Origin of the sequence: Acinetobacter sp. ANC 4216 (assembly GCF_004331195.1) — a bacterium.
GTDB classification, from domain to species: Bacteria; Pseudomonadota; Gammaproteobacteria; order Pseudomonadales; family Moraxellaceae; genus Acinetobacter; species Acinetobacter kookii.
In genome coordinates, this window is the sequence record NZ_SJOC01000009.1 from 17,416 (window position 1) to 35,749 (window position 18,334).

Here is an 18,334-nt window from a genome sequence, read left to right on the forward strand (position 1 = left end):
ATTAAAGAATGAGTGAACAACAAGCTCAACCACAATTAGCACTAGAACGTATTTATACTAAAGATATTTCTTTTGAAGTACCTGGGGCACAAGTATTTACTAAAGAATGGCAGCCTGAACTCAATATCAACCTGTCTTCTTCTGCAGAAAAAATTGATGCAACGCATTACGAAGTGGGATTACAGGTCGTGGTTCAGGCCAATAATGCAGGCGATACTGCATTTATCGTGGATGTGACTCAAGCCGGCATTTTCCTGATTGACGGTGTTGAAGAAGAACGCCTTCCATATATTCTGGGTGCTTATTGTCCAAATATCCTGTTCCCGTTCTTACGTGAAGCAGTCAATGACATGGTCACCAAAGGCAGCTTCCCGCAATTGCTGCTTACGCCAATTAACTTCGACGCTGAATTCGAAGCAAATATGCAACGTGCTCAAGCTGCCGCTGCCGAAGGCCAAGCTTAATCGCTTAAGCCTGAATATAAAAAAGACCGCATTTGCGGTCTTTTTTATTGGCTTTTAAACCCCTCTTTAATAAAGAGGGGGTTGGGGAGATTATAGCATCCTCCCCAACCCTCCTTTAAAAAAGGAGAGAGTTTTTTATTCGCCATCCATCATCAAATCGGCGCTCATACCTACAGTATTAAAGCCGGCATCAACATACATGATTTCGCCAGTAATACCATTGGCCCAAGGTGAGCACAGGAACAATGCCGCATTACCGACATCTTCAATGGTCACATTGCGTTTCAGTGGCGCAACTTTTTCATTCAGGTCGAGCATTTTACGGAAAGACTTGATGCCTGAAGCTGCAAGGGTACGGATGGGACCTGCAGAAATGGCATTCACGCGAATACCTTCAGCACCCAAACTAGAAGCTAAATAACGTACACCCGCTTCTAATGATGCTTTCGCCATACCCATCACGTTGTAATTCGGCATTACACGTTCAGAACCCTGATAAGTCAGAGTCAGCAGGCAGCCTTGGCGAGCCAGTAATAATGGTTTTGCAGCACGTGCCATAGCAATAAAGCTGTATGCACTGATGTCGTGGGCAATGTTAAAACCTTCACGGTCGGTAACATCGGTAAAGTCACCATCTAAAGTATGCGCTGGTGCAAAACCGATTGAATGAACCACGCCATCCAGGCCATCCCAATGTTTTGCCAATTCTGCAAAAGCCTGGTCAATTTCAGCATCTACAGCCACGTCACAAGGGAAAACCAGTGTTGAACCGAATTGTGCAGCAAACTCATCAACACGTTTTTTTAATTTTTCATTCGGATAGGTAAATGCCAGTTCAGCACCTTCACGATGCAAGGCTTGAGCAATACCAAATGCAATGGATAATTTACTTGCAATACCCGCGATGAGAAAACGCTTACCCGCCAATAGTCCTTGTGCCATGTGAATCTCACTCAAAATAATTTACCAGCATAATGCCAAGTCTGAAGCATTTGCGAAATTGCATAATGCGCCTTTTTTTAACATGTTGTGTAAAAACTATAAAAAATGCTCCACCATCGGGGAGCATTTCTGGATTGATCCTGCTATTGAGCTAGCTGTCATGCTGAAAAGGATTAATCATCCCCTTGCAACAATCCCAGCAAGCGCAGGAACGAGTAATACATCCACACCAAGGTTGCCAATAAGGCAATACCACACAACCATTCCATCGCTTTCGGTGCATACTGTGCAGCAGATGATTCGATCAGGTCAAAATCGAGTATCAGGTTTAAAGAAGCAATCACTGCAATGAATGCAGCAAAGCCAATCCCCAGCCAGTTGCTTTCAAAGATATAAGGGATACTTGAGCCAAAAGCCAACCCCATGACCATTTGCACCACAAATACAATGGCAATGGCAATCGAAGCAGACATCACCACAGCTTTAAATTTTTCTGTGGCACGAATAATCTGAAAGCGGTATAACCCAAACATGACCAGTGTGGTAACAAAAGTTGCCAGCAAGGCCTGCAAAGGTACACCTGGAAATTTCAGCTGAAATATGACCGAAATGCCTCCTAAAAATGCCCCTTCAAACAGCGCATAAGGAATGGCCAAGGTGGGTGCTGTGTTGGGCTTGAATGTGGCGATAAGTGCCAGGATAAATCCGCCAATCGCCCCCACCATGGCAGCGGCATAGGCAATGGATATATTCAGCGTCATAAAGCTATATAAAAAAAGCGATACACCGACTACAGCGGCAATCACGGTTAATAACACTGACTTCTGGATGGCGCCTTGCACCGTCATGGCCTGGTTAAAATCACTCCGGGTTTCGACCCGGGTTAAAATAGGATTATTACTTTGCATAATTTCCTCATTATTGTCGTTTAATTTTTAAAGGAGTATAGATAGCATTTAAGAACAGAAAATGAATCTTTGCAACTTTGCATAAAATATCGCTCAGACAGGCAAGCCAATTCATGGCAAAACATAGCTTAAGAACCCACATTGATGGATCAAATCTGGTTTTACAATGTTTTTTAAGATGTCAGCCTTAAGGCATCCAGGGAATTTTGCCAAAGTTGTGCGGCAAGAAAAGCCTGGTCCAGATTCAGTGATTGTGCCAATCCATCCAGCACATACGGTAAATTGACTGGCGTATTGCGGCTTCGATGTTCAGTGGAACTTTGACAGCATAAGGGAGTCATATCCGGACAGTCGGTTTCCAGAACCAGATTTTCAGCACCTATAGCCTGCACCACCCGATGCAGTTTTTTGGCATTGGGATTGGTAATTTGCCCGGTGACACCAATTTTAAAACCCAGTTTAATAAATGCCTTGGCTTCTTCTATTCCGCCACTAAACGCATGGGCAATTCCACCCAAGCTAAATTGTTGCTGTTTTAATACGGCCAGTGTTTCCGCATGCGATTTGCGGATATGCAATAACACCGGCTTATCAAACTGCTGTGCCAATTCCAGTTGTGCAGAAAAAAAATCTCGTTGTTTCTGAAACACGTCTGGCTGCTTGTGCTGTGCCAAAAAGGTATCTAAACCAATTTCACCCACCGCAACACAATCTTCTGTTTTTAAAAGCTGTTCCAGATCGGCCAGATGCGAAGTTTGATGCTGCTCAATATAAAAAGGATGCAATCCCGGTGCTAAATAGCTTTGAGGAGCACCCTTTAACTGATTGAGAAAATGCTGCGTGTAGAGCAGATCCTGAAAGCGGGACTGGACAAAACCAATCAGAATCAAGCGTTCTACCCCCACCGCTTTGGCTGCATGCGCCAGCTGTTCCCGATCTGCATCGAAATCGGGAACATCAAAATGGGTGTGGGTATCAAACAGTGAATAAGACATTAAGATCGGGCTTTATTTGCGACAGCTGCACTTGCCGATGCAGCATCATTTTTGACTTCCACTGGAGGCAAGTACTCTTTCTTCAGCACGCTTTGCAACTGTTCATACGGAATGGTCAAACGTGGCAATCCAACGACATAAGGCCCGATTTCATATTCGCCATATTGCAAAATCAAGCCTTGAGTAGACAGATAGAAATTGTCCGATAAGGTAAATTTCCACGCCTGTTCATATTCTTCAACGCTATTTGCCAACTTGGAATCAATAACCCAACGTTTAAACTCTTCATGGGCTTTCTGTTCCAGTACCGCTTTCTGCTTGGGCAGCAAAATATCATCCAGTGCGACCAATTTTTTCTTTTTCAGGTCAAAATTATAATAATACTGTGAGGATGAACCATGTGCACCGCCCAGATAACTGCTGGAATTTAACACCACAGTTGCCAAAGGTTGGGCTGCATTGAGAATCTTCGGCTTGATCATCAGGCTAATCTGATGACTGGCACTTAACGCTTTCAGTTCTCTATCCAGCGCTAAAAAGGTCTGCAGATAAGGAGCTACCTGCTTTTCCAGTTTCTGTTTCGGTGTTTCAATAGTTTCCGATGCAGCAGCTTCCGATGCCTGGGCTGAATTTGAATCTTTCGAATTTCCGCTCGCTGCAGTCTCTTGCTGCCCTGCCTTTAAGGATTTCGGCGAAATATCTACACTTTGCTCCAGCTGCTTTAAAATTTGCTGATCGATAAATTCATCAATAAAAGCCTGGTTACTGGAAAGACGCTCAATGCTGATTTCAGGACAGCTATTCCCATCACATTCAGGCAAATTTAAAGTCAGCTTTTCCGTGTCTCCTGCCAATGTTAAAGCTTCGGCTTGAGCAGCTTGCGACTGGGTCACCTTGTCCTCTTTTTTAGGCTCAGGCTGTTTAGGTTGGCATGCACTCAAGGCCATTGCTGCCGCAACGGCACTGAGGGTAAAGATCGTTTTATTTTTTAGCATCATCTGACCTATAAACTTAAATCGGGTAAATGGACGTTCACTTGATGTCTGGATTTATTCAGGATGACTAAAACATATGCTGATAAGCGTCAGCTTTCAATATCTGCTTGGTTTGTTCTTTGGTTAAATAAATATCCAGCTGGGCACCATCCTCCACAATTTCATGGGTGCGATAATGCAAACCGATGCCTTCCTGATCAAAGAACCAGTCCGCCTGCCCCCAATACAGTTTTTTTGGCGCTTTCTGTCTGGCTTCAGCCTTTTGTTGCTTTAACCATTTTTGATAAGCCTGCTGCACAATGCCATTCATGGCGGTTTGCTGCTGAGGTTCCAGAATATCCAGCAAAGTCACCGCCTTCTGTTTTTTACGGTCAGCCACAAAGAAGTAATATCGCTCTTTTACTTTTACTTCTTCTTGCGTCGTATCGACTCCTAACTGCATGAGCACATATTGATTCCGCTGATAGGCAATTCGGGTATACATTGACAGTTCATAGGGCTTATTTTTGGCAAATTCAGCCTGCCAGGCATCCGACTTTTTCACATAGGCATTCACGGCCTGCTGCAGGCTCATGTCCTGTTTTAAACCAATTTGATCTTGAATGACCTTGGACTGGCTCTTGGCAATCCAGTCATTTAACCAAGCATCTTCGGTATGTACCGTTTGAATACTCAGGTCTATACAGTTCTTGGTTTCGCAGAAAGGCAAGGCAATTTTTGCCTGCTGCTCCTGAATATTTAAATAGGGCAAGACATCCGCCTGCTCGGTTTTAAATACCGAAGTTGGCGCTTGCTGCTGATCTGGTTGTTTGGATTCTTGTTTTGAAGCATCACAGGCACTGAGCATCAGACCAATGACGATTACCGATGCAGCCCCGAGTTTCCCGTTCATGCTGACCACTCTTTTTCTCAAGTAATTCATCTATCTTTATGATTCTAATAGGGCAGCTGACACTTCGTCTATGTTTGCGACAATACATATTGATGAAATGTCATCCACTCCCTAAAAAAACAGCTTCATAAAGAAGCTGTTTTTATTTTCGGTGATTTTAGTGTTCGCGAGTGGCGCGGAACTGGATATCCGGATAACGTTCCTGCATCAACTGCAAATTCACCCGGCTTGGGGCCAGATAAGTCAAATGACCGCCCCCATCCACTGACAGCTGGTCATGGGCTTTTTTCTTGAATTCATTGAATTTTTTCTCATCCTCACAAGACACCCAACGTACCGTATTGATGCTGACCGGTTCATAGATGCAGTCCACTTTATACTCTTCTTTCAGACGGTATGCCACCACTTCGAACTGAAGTACACCCACCGCACCAACGATTAAGTCATTGCTGTTTTGCGGCATGAAGACCTGGGTTGCACCTTCCTCAGACAGCTCTTTCAGGCCTTTTTGCAGCTGTTTCGACTTCAATGGATCTTTCAGGCGAACACGGCGGAACATTTCCGGAGCAAAGTGTGGAATACCGGTAAACTGCAGTTTTTCACCTGAAGTAAAGGTATCTCCAATCTGGATGGTGCCGTGGTTATGCAGACCGATAATATCGCCTGGCCATGCTTCTTCCAGGTGCTGACGGTCACCGGCCAGGAAGGTCAAGGCATCACTGATGCGCACGTCTTTATCAATACGCACGTGCTTCATTTTCATGCCTTTTTCATACTTGCCTGAACAGATGCGCATGAAGGCAATACGGTCACGGTGTTTCGGGTCCATATTAGCCTGAATCTTGAAGACAAAACCGGTAAAACCTTCTTCAGTGGCATCTACTTTACGATCTTGGGTCGGATGTGCTTTAGGTTCAGGTGCATAGTTGCTGAAAGCATCCAGTACATGGTCTACACCAAAGTTCCCCAGCGCCGTACCGAACAAGACCGGAGTTTGACGGCCTGCCAGGAATGCTGCATGGTCCAGTGGCTCATTGGCCATTTGGACCAGTTCCAGCGATTCTTCAAATGCCGCCCAAGCCAGTTCACCGACTTTTTCACGCAGGTCGGCATGGTCATAGCCATCACGCACTTCAATATCGGTAATCACTGAACCAAAACCGGCTTTATAAACGTAGAATTTTTCTTCCAGAAGATTATAAACACCGGCAAAATCGCGACCGGTACCCAGTGGCCAGGTTAATGGTACACATTTGATTTTCAGGACGTTTTCAATCTCATCCAGCAGCTCTAAAGGCTCACGGATTTCACGGTCCATTTTGTTGACGAAAGAGATGATGGGGGTATCACGCATACGACACACGTCCATCAATTTAATGGTCCGTTCCTCGACACCTTTCGCACCGTCAATCACCATCAAGGCAGAGTCCACCGCGGTCAGGGTACGGTAGGTATCTTCCGAGAAGTCTTCATGCCCCGGGGTGTCCAGCAGGTTGATCATCTTGTCTTTGAACGGGAACTGCATCACCGAGGTGGTGATCGAAATCCCACGCTCTTTTTCCATTTCCATCCAGTCAGAAGTGGCTGCACGGTCCGATTTACGGCTTTTCACCATACCTGCAACCTGAATCGCCTGCCCCCATAACAGCAGTTTTTCTGTCATGGTGGTTTTACCGGCATCGGGGTGGGAAATAATAGCAAAAGTTCTGCGAGCCGCTACTTCTCTAGCCAATTGATCTTTAAACATAGGAAAAATCTTCAATATGTACACAGTTTTGTACACACTTATAAATGTGTATCAAGCCAGTGAAGTGATAACTTAAAATTGGCGCAATTGTAGCAGATTTAAACTCGCTATATTCAAGTCTTGTCTATTGAAGAATCTAGATCCTGTTACTGAAAGTAAGTTAAACCATTTCTATAATTTTTTCTTTTAAGCGTGTACAAAAATCTAAACACTCATTCCTCATCGACAGATTAAATTCTAAATCACATTCAGTAATTTTAAAGAATACAACATGAAAAGGAATATCCACGCCATGTTGTTTTATAATAGTAGAAATTACTCCATTAGTACTGTCTAAATGAAGTGATGCCCATCTTTTCTCTGATATTGGATATATAAAGCCACATCCTTTGATTTTCGCCTCATTAGCGTATTGACCTATGTAAGTATGCAGCTGAAATAGATCTTCACGACCTACACCAAATCTACTATCGAAATTTTTATATTTAACATCAAATATACAAAGACCTTCAGCACTTTCTAGCACAAGATCTGGCTCAATTTTCCGCCTATATCCATTATTGACCCCTGCTGATATTTGATGATTTTGCGCATATTTACTACGCAGAATTATTCCAGCTCTTTTTATTAACTTACGAATGAAATATTCAAAAAGCATAGATACATCAAATAGAAATGAGCTTGATGCTTCATGTGAACTGAAGTCAGAACTTTTTTGGTTTATGATTTTCTTAGACAAATCGATAAGAACGTTGTAATCATTATAAAATGGGTTCGTGAAATATTGCGTTCGCAAAATCTCCTTCCTTGTCCTTTTTACTCCCTTGTTAGCAATAAGAAATGCGTTATAGATATTTCTCGTATGCTGACAAAATGAGTAATGTTCTATCATTTCGTAAGTAGCAAGGAAAAGTGAAGCTGCTGGGTTTTCGTAGCTATGCTCTCTATAACTACATAAGTTTTTCCCTAATGTCTTATTATTAAAATAATCAACAACATCTATCTTCCCACGCACTCGCCCTAACTTCTCATTCTTTGTTATATACGTTTTAGGAAGTCCTAAGCGATATGCCCGCTTAAATTTAATATTCCAAAGATATGCGAGGAGCCATTCATAACCATCCCCATTAATTTGTCCACCCAAATTCTCTAACTCAAGAAAACCGTCAGCATCAGCAATAATAAACCTTAAAAAATTATCTCCGAATCGGGAACTAATCTTCAGTGAATATTTCCCCTGTTTTATAAAGCCAATAAGATTTCCTGTGGTAAGAGTAAAATTAGCTACATTAACACCGCTAACTCTTAATAAAGTATCATCCGTATTGTGCTCATATTCACTGTCATTAAACAGAACCAATGTATCAGCACTACGCGTCATTAAGGCATCATTAATGTCTGTAGATACCCTGTTAATAAACGCCCACACTGCCTGGTCATCATTGTGAGGATAGTACCTTTGTCCATTCGCCCTTTTATTTAGTTTAATTGGTGCATCTAGTCTTTGGTTGTGCAAGATTCCATCTTGAACTGTAAAAGTTTGATTATCGACTAGAGTTCCATTTTTAATAACATCAAAGAACCACACATTAGACCCCAAAAGATTTGCTAAAGGATCTAATCAACTCTGCTTCTTCACCTGTACCACGTAAATATTCTTGCAATAACGGTCTGATACTATCCTCCCAAATCGAAGCTTTTAACTCAGTTAAACTTAAACTTTTCGGGTATTTCAAATTCATCAAATAAGCATGCCCAATCTGATACTCGTGACCGAGCAAAGCTTGTTCTTCTATCTTTTCATTAAGCTTCTCAAGACTAGTGGCTAGTTCAATCCATTTAGCACAATGCTCTGAAAGATAGAATTTCAACAAGCTTATATCTGGACTCACTTCTTGCCAAGAGAACCTACGACGAAGAGCAAAGTCAAAACTTTCCACACTTCTATCAATAGTATTCATTGTGCCAATTAAATATATATTGGTAGGAATGAAAAATTGATAAGCCTGGCCTAATTCCAGCATCCCTGTTTTATTCGTATTCAAGTTAGCATATTGTGTTTTAACACATCCCCTAACACCACGATATTCCAGGCAGTACATTAACTCGCCAAAAACATGAGACAATTCAGCACGGTTAATTTCATCAATAATAAAAAAGAATGGAGGGATAGCATCAGAAACTAACTTATTTTGATCCTCTATTTCAAAGATGTAATCCCAATGTAAGCCACTGAGTTGCTCTTTATAGGGAACTAAATCAATGATCTTAATCTGGTCCCATTCTTTCTTAAGATGCAAATTAAATACTTCGACTTCCCATTTACCAGCCTTTAAACAAAATTCTTTAAAAATCCCATTCTGTAATGTTAATTGGGCTTGATCGTTCTTATCCAAAATAGGACGCAATCCTTCAATAAAATCTTCATAGCTGAAAGATGGATGGAATTGCACTAACTCAATCTGACCCTGATGAGTAAAATCAGCATTAGGAGCAAACTCTTCTTTCCAAATATCAAATAAAAGCGAAGTTTGCTGACGAGCTTGAAAAGTCTTACCAGTACCAGGAGCACCATATTTGATAATTTGTTTTTTTAAACTAAATGGATTTGATAAGTTTTCATAAAGCTCCCAAACAAACTGACTTAAATAAAATTCGTCTGTTTCTTGATTCTGAATCTCTTCACTGAATACCTGTTTCAAAATTTTCATCAAAAATTGATTTTTTGAAAACCAATCTTGAGCTTCACTATCTGGATAAATTGGAATAATTTTTTCACGCATTAACCAGTTGAAAACTTGATTAAATTTACCTGAGTCTACCGTTGTAGAAACGTCAAGTGTGCATGCCGCAACAACTCGATTTATGAGTACTGGATTATTCGATTTACCTTGGTCAGACCAAGTCTTTTTAAAAACTTGATAAGTTTCAAAATTAGGATTAACAATCAAGCTTTCTAGATCTGATAAAAATTGTCTGTTTTTTATAAAATCTATAAAGTTTTGATTACTCAAAACTGATTGCCCACGAGAAGCAATTCCATTATCTAAGTTATAAAGAAGCTCACGTAAAAAACTCTCATCATGATTTGATAAGCCCTCTCCACTTTTTATTCTTTCACGAATTTTTTCGACCTTACTATAAAAATTTTTATATGCTTTATTCCACCCTTGAACCTCATGCTTTCTATTTTCTATTAAAAGCTTATAAATATTTTTTAATCTGATTGACATCTTTTATCCTGCACTCTAAATTTTTTATTTCTAACTCAATATATTCATTATATAAAAAATATAGCCACTCATGATCGAGTGGCTATATTTTTAAACTGCATACTTAAAAGAGCATGCTATAGAATTGGACTACTGCTCACATCAAGCTACTCATTAACTATAAATCTAAACTCGCTCCATTCTTTCTAAGCCATTCTTTACGGCCAAGGTAGTCAGGTAGAATTTTGTCGACTTCATTCCAAAAAGCATCAGAATGATTCAAATGATGAATATGGCATAGCTCATGAACAATAATATAGTCAATTATTTTCAGAGGAGCCATCATACACTTCCAATGGAACGTCAGATCTTTGTTTTTACTACAACTTGCCCAACGATACCCCATATCCTTTATTTTTACAGATCTAGGCTGAACCCCAACTTTAGCTGCAAAATACTTCACACGTTCGCTAATTCGATCCAATCCTTTATTTGAATAATAGGCTTCAAATGCTTTATGCCCCGCATCTACACCACCGTTATCAATTAGATTACGGTTTAAGCAAAATCGACCTTCTTTTAACTTTAAATCACAGTCTTGCTCTGAAACCAAAGATAACCTATAAGCTCGTCCTAAATACAAGAATGTCTCACCATTTACCCATTCACGGACAACAGCAGTAGTATTTAAATCACGCCATTCAGCGAGGTTTCGATAGATCCACATTCGCTTACTTTCAACTACGGCATCCACTTGTTCAGGCGTATATCCCATAGGTGGATGGACCACAATTGAACCATTCCGCTCAATTACAATATCCGTTGTACTGCGATTTGTTCCTTGCAATAAATGATAGTCAATATCTCTGACTCGTCTAGCATTCATGATCATTTACCTTTATGGATACCATTAATCAAAGTATCGTGACGGTTTTTGGCAAGTTTCATAATTTCTATAGCAACACGCTCACGGTTATTTTTCAACTCACTAATGCCTGTTAAAGTTAAAGCCGTTTTAATCTCACTACGTGTTTGCTTTTGCTTATTCTGATTTTTCCAAAAATCAATACTGCCGATACTGTCCTGGAGTGTTTCAACTATAGCTTCCATTAGAACTTTCATTTTTGCTCTTGCATCAGTTGGCACTTCACCATTTGGAAAGGCTTCATTAGCAATATGTTCATAAAACGTTGTAGCCTCTTTACTCATACCATCTTCGGCTACTTTACGTCCTTGTAATGCATCATTGCGTATCTTCTCAAGCTCTTCAGCAAGCTTTTCCCATTGATTTTGATGTAGCTCGATTAGGTTTTCTACTTTTGCAGATAAACTTTTATAAAAAGCTGGGTCTTCATCATGATGCACCGTGCAATGCTTACGTATCGCATGCTCCATTTCACTCGCTTTAGCTTGAGCATTACCTGCAGCATGCGTGTTCAATTTTTCAATAAAATCTTCTGCAAGCAACTCTATAGGTGCAACAGTTGGATTAATTCCTAAGCTGATCAAATGATCATTGATGAGATCTTTCACTTTCTCGCCAGCATCACCTAAGCTTAGGCTAGAATCCTTGTACCGCTCTTTAGTGACACTCAAAATATAACCAAAGCGTTTAGCAGGGATTCGGTATGGTTGGGCAACAGCATTTGGTAATATGATATCCATACTTTTTAAGAATTTCTTCAAGTACACATCAAAGTCGGCACGTATCTTTTCATCTTGCAATAGTGTGACTGCCTCGTGAACAATAGCTGCATCAGCCTCGATCGTAGTCTGTTTACCTTCTACAAAATCTTTAATTTTTTTGACCTTGTGATTCGTAAAGAGTTGCAACAAACGTTGATAACGCTCCTCTAGTACTGGCATTTCTGATGCGATACTTTTTAAGCCCTGTGCTAACTCCTGTTTTTCATCAGTAGCAGCATATAGTGTTAAAGCATCCGTTAGGTTTTCTGTTAAACCTATATAGTCAACGATATAACCACGATTTTTACCTTTTTTCACACGGTTAGTTCGCGCTATCGCTTGCAATAAAGTATGTTCACGAATCTTTTTATCAATGTACATCACTTGCTCAATCGGAGCATCAAAGCCCGTCAGCAACATGTCGCAGACAATTAAAAAAGCGATACCCGTATAAGACTTATCTGGGTCATCCCATGCGAATGATTTACAGAAGTTTCCGACAGCATTCCATGCTTTCGCTTGTTTACGCGCTTCAGTAACATAGGCAGCCTCATTGGTCCCATCACCAGAAATTACCACTGCTGCTTTAAGAAAACTAATTTTTTTGATCTGTTCAAGATTTGGCTCAGACTCAGATTTTAGTGCCTGTACTCTCGTTTCCAATTCTGCAGTAATAGCGGCTTGATAGCGTACAGCTGCAAGCTTAGAATGGCATACCACCTGTGCTTTAAACCCATTTGGCAAGATCTGATCGATATAGTGCGAGACCATATCTTTTGCAATTGCTTTAATACGCTGCTCAGCTTCTAAGATATCACCTGTTGCACCATACTTCTTTTTGATCGCTAGTAATTCTTGTTCACTACGTTCTTTAAACAAGTTTTCAAATTGAGTTTCAAATCCATTCTTGTCATTCAGGGCTGAGTTCGCTGTTCGCCCTTCATACAGGATTTGAAGTGTAGCACCATCATTCACAGCATCCATCAGTCGATATTTATCGATGTATCCACCAAAACGCTTATACGTCTTCTTTTCACCATGGCGATCAGCTATGAGTGGAGTTCCTGTAAAAGCAATACGGGCAGCATTAGGAAAGGCCTCAAAGATATTGTCACCTAAATCAGAACCCTGAGTTCGATGCGCCTCATCAATCATTAAGATGATACGTGAAGAAGCATTTACAACACCAAAAGTTTCGCTAGCAGGCAAAGATTGATAAGTTCCTAGGGCAGCAGCTACATTCAATGGCAGACTTTGATCCCGTAATTGAAACTTATGTACCATCACCATATTGATATCAGAACTATCAGTTGCCAATGTTTGGCGCAAATCAGCAGAGCTGTCGATTGTATGAACTCGGCCACCAATCAATTTTGCTGTTTCAGCCAATTGGTCTTCAAGGTCAATACGGTCGTTAATCAGCAGTATTTTATAATCGTTCAGATCTTTAGATGCACGCAACATACGCGCAACAAAAACCATCGTTAAACTTTTACCTGAACCTTGAGTGTGCCAAACGACACCACTTTTATCTTCTACCGTTTTACCAGTTCGTAACCGTTCTATAATCTTATTTGCAGCTCTAAACTGTTGATAACGACAAACGACTTTGATTCTCGGCCCACCATCAGTATCCATAAAGATAGTTGAAGTCCGTAATATATTCAGCAAGTTGGCTTTGTTCAGCATCCCATTAATAAGTTGCTCTTGCTGATTCATATCTACAGCTGTAGCGTCATCATTTGGCCATTGGGTTTTCCAAGGAAAGAAATGCTCAATTCCTGAAGTGATTGTTCCATAGTCAGCTTCAAGTCCACAGCTACGAATTAGCATCATAGAAGTATGAAAGAGCTTTGGCTCGCCTTCTTTGAGCCCTTGTTGATGCGTTGCTTTGCGCTTATTCATGTAACGTTGCAGTTGCTCAAAAGCCTCTGACATTGGATTAGCGCAGTTAGGACCACCCTTCTTACATTCAACCACAATGAGTGGAATACCATTCACAAACAAGACAATATCAGGAATGATAAATTGCTTAACATTCCCAGGTGTATCAATACGGAATTGGTTAATTGCGTGAAAGGTATTATTTTCTGGATTTGCAAAGTCAATAAGTTTAACGACGGGATCTTGCTCACCCGTGATGTTATTGACATCAACCTGCGCTTTAAACAGAAGTTTTTGAATCGCTTCATTTGCTTCCAACAAAGTACGCTTAGGTTGACGTGCAATTTGTTCTTGCAGATCTAGTAATTGTTTCGTCGTCAACCACTCTTGTCCATCTGATGTGGTATTTATCTTTGAGACAGCAACATTAAACACATCTGGCAATAAAAGTTGACGAAAGTTTTGGCGCAAACTTTTGGTTGGATCTTGTGGTATGTCTTCACCTTGGTCAATTGTCTGCCAATGCAGTCCAGCCAGCTGTTGTAAAAATGGCTGTTCAACTTCTGTGTATTCAGACATCAGGCACCTCAGTTTCATCAATTTTCACTGGTACTTTGCCCGTGAGTAAGTCATTCATTAGGCCCATTTTTTGTTGATATAATTTTTGAACCACACAAAGCTCATTATTAATACGAGTATCAATTGAGTTGGCTTTCCTCACTATATTCGCCTGCTCATCTGGACTTGGCCACACAAAAAGTAAACTATTGAGAATGTCACTATTGGCCACATCTCTCCCACCAGCATTAACTTTACAACGAATTTGCTTTTTAACTGGTATATCGGCTGCAAGCTGATATTGTAAGAATTTTGGCAATACTTGGGCTCTATCTAACGATATTCTCATCAAATTTGAAGACATTATCCAATCGACTTGATCTTCTTCAATTACAACTGAGCGTCCAACATCCGCTACTCTAGAAAATACAACATCTCCATTTTTCAATTTGAAATCAGAAAGTCTCCTCGCATCATCATCCCCGATATATAAAAGTTCAGAGATGATAAACTTACCTTCACCTAATGCTCCAATCGTAATAACAGGATGTCCTTCATTTACCCAGTGCTCACCTTTTAGTGCAGAGCCAAAAGGCCCTGTTCGTATATGAGGTATGCCTGTACAAGCTTTTGTTGATAAAACCGATAAATCCCAATCCTTTGGGATCCAACCTATTGATGTCTCTTTATAAAGCTGGGGTGCTTGTTCTTTTGTCGGACGAAGCTTACCATCAGCAGTAATGCCACGTGTAAACAAGTCATGCATTAGTCCAGTTTTAATTTGCCGATATTTCTTAATCAGTACTTTAGTTCTTTCAATAGATTGGTCTATTGTTTGGAGTATCTTAGCTATTTTTAGCTGTTTTTCGAAACTAATTTCAGGTAACCAATACAGCTTTTTTATTACACTAGGATGTGCTTTAGTGGTGTAGTCAAAAGTTAAATACCGATGCTGGTTTGAGAGAGTGTAATAAATAAACTTTGCGTCTAAATTATTGTTATTAATACGCATAAAACCACAAACGTTCGTTACAGAATATTTATGCTTAGGTCTATAGAAAAGGTTTCCCCCACCATCGACTGACCAGGTTACGAGCTCTTCATCAAATAGGTAATATCCATACTCACCAAACTTGCCATTATTATGAGCTGAAGATGAATAAATGGGATAAGGCCCTGGATAAGACTCGATATCATCTTTTGAGATGACTTCACCACGACCCAACGTAATGTCTCCAGCATTTATATAAGAATCAAGCCTCCGTGCATGCCAATTATTCATAACCTAGCTCCTGCAAAAACGCCTGCAACTGCCGAGATGCCTCATCACGCTCAGTCTCAATTGCCTTAGCTGTTACCGCATACTTTTCCCACAAATTCTCAATCGCCTTAATACACTCTCGCTGATCCGCACGTAAATATGCAAAATAAGTACTCATTAACACACGACGTAAACGCTCAACAATCACTTTTCTCGCTTCATCCTTATTGATCTTCGCACGCGCACTTTCAACTAGTTCATTATGCTTATCTTCAATCGTCTTAATCGTTGATTTAAGCTCTTTCACCTCATTTTCTAATACTTTATGACGTTCTAAACTTTGAGTAAGAACTTGAGACTGCTCTAAAGCCAGCTTCCCTTGGATCATTTTTTCCACAAGTGCAACGGTAAACTCAGACTGATAATTAACACTTGATGCTAGCTCTAAGATACGATTGCCATTTTCAAACTCAGGGTTTTGTTGTGTAAAGCCTTCGGCACAATAAAAACCTTTCAATGTCTTCTTAGGTAACAAATTTGCAACTTTAAGTTCTGTAAATATGTGTGTTGCCAAGCTTTTAACTGATTTAAGGGCTTCCTTCCAATCAGCTGTTACATTTTTAAGGTCCTCTTTTTTGTTTTTAACATCTTCACTCGGTAAAATTCCCGTATCTTCAGTATCTTCAAAATCCTCTTCATCCACTGCAGCAAATAGTGCTTGTAGCTCAGCCAAACGTACTTGTGTTTGTGCCAACTCATCCAACAACTCAGGATACTGACTTTTCAGAATATCCTGATCTGGAATTAATTCAGCCCCCCAACCGCTCGCTGCAATCGATTTAAAATCTGCTTTCAATATATCCACATAGTTAGCAAATGCACCTCGTACTTGTGATGGAGTAAGTAATTTTTGCTCTGCGAATTCTTCAGCAATACTTGAAAGTAAAGTACTGCGCATTAAATAGACATTACCAGAACACTCATGCTGATTTTCTGGGTCAGGAGCCAATGCTTCAACAATCGGTAAATTGTTCTTCCACCAAACTTCAAGCTGTTGCATAAATTGTTCTTGACGTGTTGTGACAGCTTGATGAGTTTCTACAAAATCAGCAATATCCTGTTTATCACCAATCACTGGCGCGATATCAACATACAACTCATCTCGCTCTACAAAGCAATCTTCACGTAACTGTGGATAATTTAACCAAAAATGAGCAAGACTATCGACTTCTACAATCGGCACGCCACCATGTAAATGTGCACGTACATCTTGTGGTTCCGGTGGCGGTGCGTTATCTACATAACGACGGATATTGCAATTATATTCTTCTGCAACTATTTCCGACTTAGGAACATTACGCGCATAAGCAGGAATATCCTTACCTGAACGATAAGCATGTATGATTTTATCAACGTCCTCAGGACGTAAATGATTCTGTGCTTTACCTTCACGGTATTCACGATCAGCATTAATAAACAAAACATGATCGCGTGTTGTAGCACCCTGTTTATTCATGACTAAAATACATGCAGGAATACCTGTACCATAAAACAGATTACTTGGTAGCCCAATAACGGCTTCAAGATAACCGTGCTCAATAAAGTATTTACGTGCTTCTTTTTCCTCACCTCCACGGAACAATACACCGTGTGGCATTACTGATGCCAAACGACCATCATGCTTAAGTACGGCCAACATGTGTTGCACAAACATTAAGTCTGCTTTTTTACCTTTTTCTGGCATCCATACGGGGAAACGCTCTGGGCGCTTCAGATCTTTTTTACTGTAATTTTGGCTGAATGGAGGGTTAGCTAATATACGGTCAAATCGCTTAAGCTCGTTATCTTCACCCAAATGTTGGGGTTCTTTAAGTGTATCTTCCTGACGAATATCCGCATGAGAAATGCCATGTAAAAGCATATTCATTTTACAAATCGACCACGTCGTGCCGATTTTCTCTTGCCCATTTAGCGAGATTTCGTCAACATTCTCGCCATGTTCACGCAAATAGTCACGGGTTTGAATAAGCATACCACCCGAACCACAAGTTGGATCATAAACGCTCATCCCTTCTTTAGGATCACAGATTTCGACACAGATTCTCACAACTTCCGCAGGCGTATAAAATTCTCCTGCTTTTTTACCCGCAGAATCAGCAAAGTATTTAATGAGCCATTCGTATGCTGCACCAAGCAAATCAGGAAACTCAAAGTCTTCATCTTTTAGGGGAATAGACTCAAAACTCAATACAAAGTCAGCAAGCGTATCGTCATCAAGCATACGTGTGCCAATTTTACGGTTAAAGTTGATACCTTTCAGAACGTCTTGTAAGGCATCAGGATTCGCATCTTCAATAGCTTCCAGTGCTTTGTTTAATGTTGTGCCTACATTTTCTTTAACATGTTTAAGTGCTGGATGATGAATCGTATTCGTAACACCATCCTTAATAACGACTTCTGTCCAACCTTGATTCCATCGTGCACGCTCTGGCACAAAAAAGTATTTGCCTGAATAGTTATCAGGGTCATTCAATTCAATTTGAATATCTTCTTCTGTCATTCCCTGATCTTGGTATTTTTTCTTTAATTCTGCTTGACGCTGATCAAATAAATCACTGGCACGCTTCAAAAACAACATACCAAAAATGTATTCTTTATATTCACTGGCATCCATACTGCCACGCAAACCATCACAGGCTTTCATGAGTAAGCTTTCTAAACGTGATAAGGTCAGTTTATAGGTCATAGAGATTCCAAATTTTCTAGCTGTTAGGGGACTGATGCTCAGTA

13 protein-coding genes are annotated in these 18,334 nt (G+C 40.4%); 1 reads left to right on the forward strand and 12 read right to left on the reverse strand.

Annotated features, from left to right (window positions below; genetic code table 11):
* The first annotated feature begins 8 nt into the window (after positions 1-8).
* Positions 9-464, forward strand: a complete 456-nt coding sequence (gene secB / locus E0H88_RS08590) for a protein-export chaperone SecB (RefSeq protein ID WP_092820864.1) — start codon at positions 9-11, stop codon at positions 462-464.
* A 135-nt stretch (positions 465-599) separates the two neighbouring features.
* Here the strand turns inward: secB and E0H88_RS08595 are convergent, their stop codons facing one another.
* The 12 genes from E0H88_RS08595 to E0H88_RS08650 form a co-directional block, all read right to left on the reverse strand.
* The gene (locus E0H88_RS08595) at positions 600-1,406 is read right to left on the reverse strand and encodes an enoyl-ACP reductase FabI (RefSeq protein WP_131273857.1); all 807 of its coding nucleotides are present in this window, start codon (positions 1,404-1,406) and stop codon (positions 600-602) included.
* Between the two features lie 173 nt (positions 1,407-1,579).
* On the reverse strand, positions 1,580-2,314 hold the full coding sequence (locus E0H88_RS08600) for a Bax inhibitor-1/YccA family protein (RefSeq protein WP_131273858.1): 735 nt from the start codon (positions 2,312-2,314) through the stop codon (positions 1,580-1,582).
* Between the two features lie 173 nt (positions 2,315-2,487).
* Positions 2,488-3,309 (reverse strand): TatD family hydrolase, encoded by an 822-nt coding sequence (locus E0H88_RS08605; protein WP_131273859.1) that lies wholly within the window; start codon positions 3,307-3,309, stop codon positions 2,488-2,490.
* A complete protein-coding gene (locus tag E0H88_RS08610) occupies positions 3,309-4,304 on the reverse strand; it encodes an RsiV family protein (protein WP_131273860.1) in 996 nt (331 codons plus the stop codon). Before E0H88_RS08610 ends, E0H88_RS08605 begins: the two co-directional genes overlap by 1 nt.
* 67 nt (positions 4,305-4,371) lie before the next feature.
* Positions 4,372-5,196: a hypothetical protein gene (locus E0H88_RS08615; RefSeq protein ID WP_131273861.1), complete on the reverse strand. Its 825-nt coding sequence runs from the start codon at positions 5,194-5,196 to the stop codon at positions 4,372-4,374.
* A 157-nt stretch (positions 5,197-5,353) separates the two neighbouring features.
* Positions 5,354-6,943: a peptide chain release factor 3 gene (locus tag E0H88_RS08620; protein ID WP_131273862.1), complete on the reverse strand. Its 1,590-nt coding sequence runs from the start codon at positions 6,941-6,943 to the stop codon at positions 5,354-5,356.
* A gap of 160 nt (positions 6,944-7,103) precedes the next feature.
* Positions 7,104-8,531 carry a 5-methylcytosine restriction system specificity protein McrC gene (locus tag E0H88_RS08625; protein ID WP_131273863.1) on the reverse strand — a complete coding sequence of 476 codons (1,428 nt, stop codon included), beginning with the start codon at positions 8,529-8,531 and terminating at the stop codon, positions 7,104-7,106.
* 1 nt (position 8,532) lies between these two features.
* On the reverse strand, positions 8,533-10,176 hold the full coding sequence (locus E0H88_RS08630; protein WP_131273864.1) for an McrB family protein: 1,644 nt from the start codon (positions 10,174-10,176) through the stop codon (positions 8,533-8,535).
* A 157-nt stretch (positions 10,177-10,333) separates the two neighbouring features.
* Positions 10,334-11,041: a M48 family metallopeptidase gene (locus E0H88_RS08635; RefSeq protein WP_131273865.1), complete on the reverse strand. Its 708-nt coding sequence runs from the start codon at positions 11,039-11,041 to the stop codon at positions 10,334-10,336.
* Positions 11,042-11,043: 2 nt separating this feature from the next.
* The gene (locus E0H88_RS08640) at positions 11,044-14,304 is read right to left on the reverse strand and encodes a type I restriction endonuclease subunit R (protein WP_131273866.1); all 3,261 of its coding nucleotides are present in this window, start codon (positions 14,302-14,304) and stop codon (positions 11,044-11,046) included.
* Positions 14,297-15,565, reverse strand: coding sequence for a restriction endonuclease subunit S (locus tag E0H88_RS08645; protein WP_131273867.1), 1,269 nt, complete (start codon positions 15,563-15,565; stop codon positions 14,297-14,299). The genes E0H88_RS08640 and E0H88_RS08645 overlap by 8 nt, the downstream gene beginning before the upstream one ends.
* The gene (locus E0H88_RS08650; RefSeq protein ID WP_131273868.1) at positions 15,558-18,290 is read right to left on the reverse strand and encodes a class I SAM-dependent DNA methyltransferase; all 2,733 of its coding nucleotides are present in this window, start codon (positions 18,288-18,290) and stop codon (positions 15,558-15,560) included. The genes E0H88_RS08645 and E0H88_RS08650 overlap by 8 nt, the downstream gene beginning before the upstream one ends.
* Positions 18,291-18,334 lie beyond the last annotated feature (44 nt).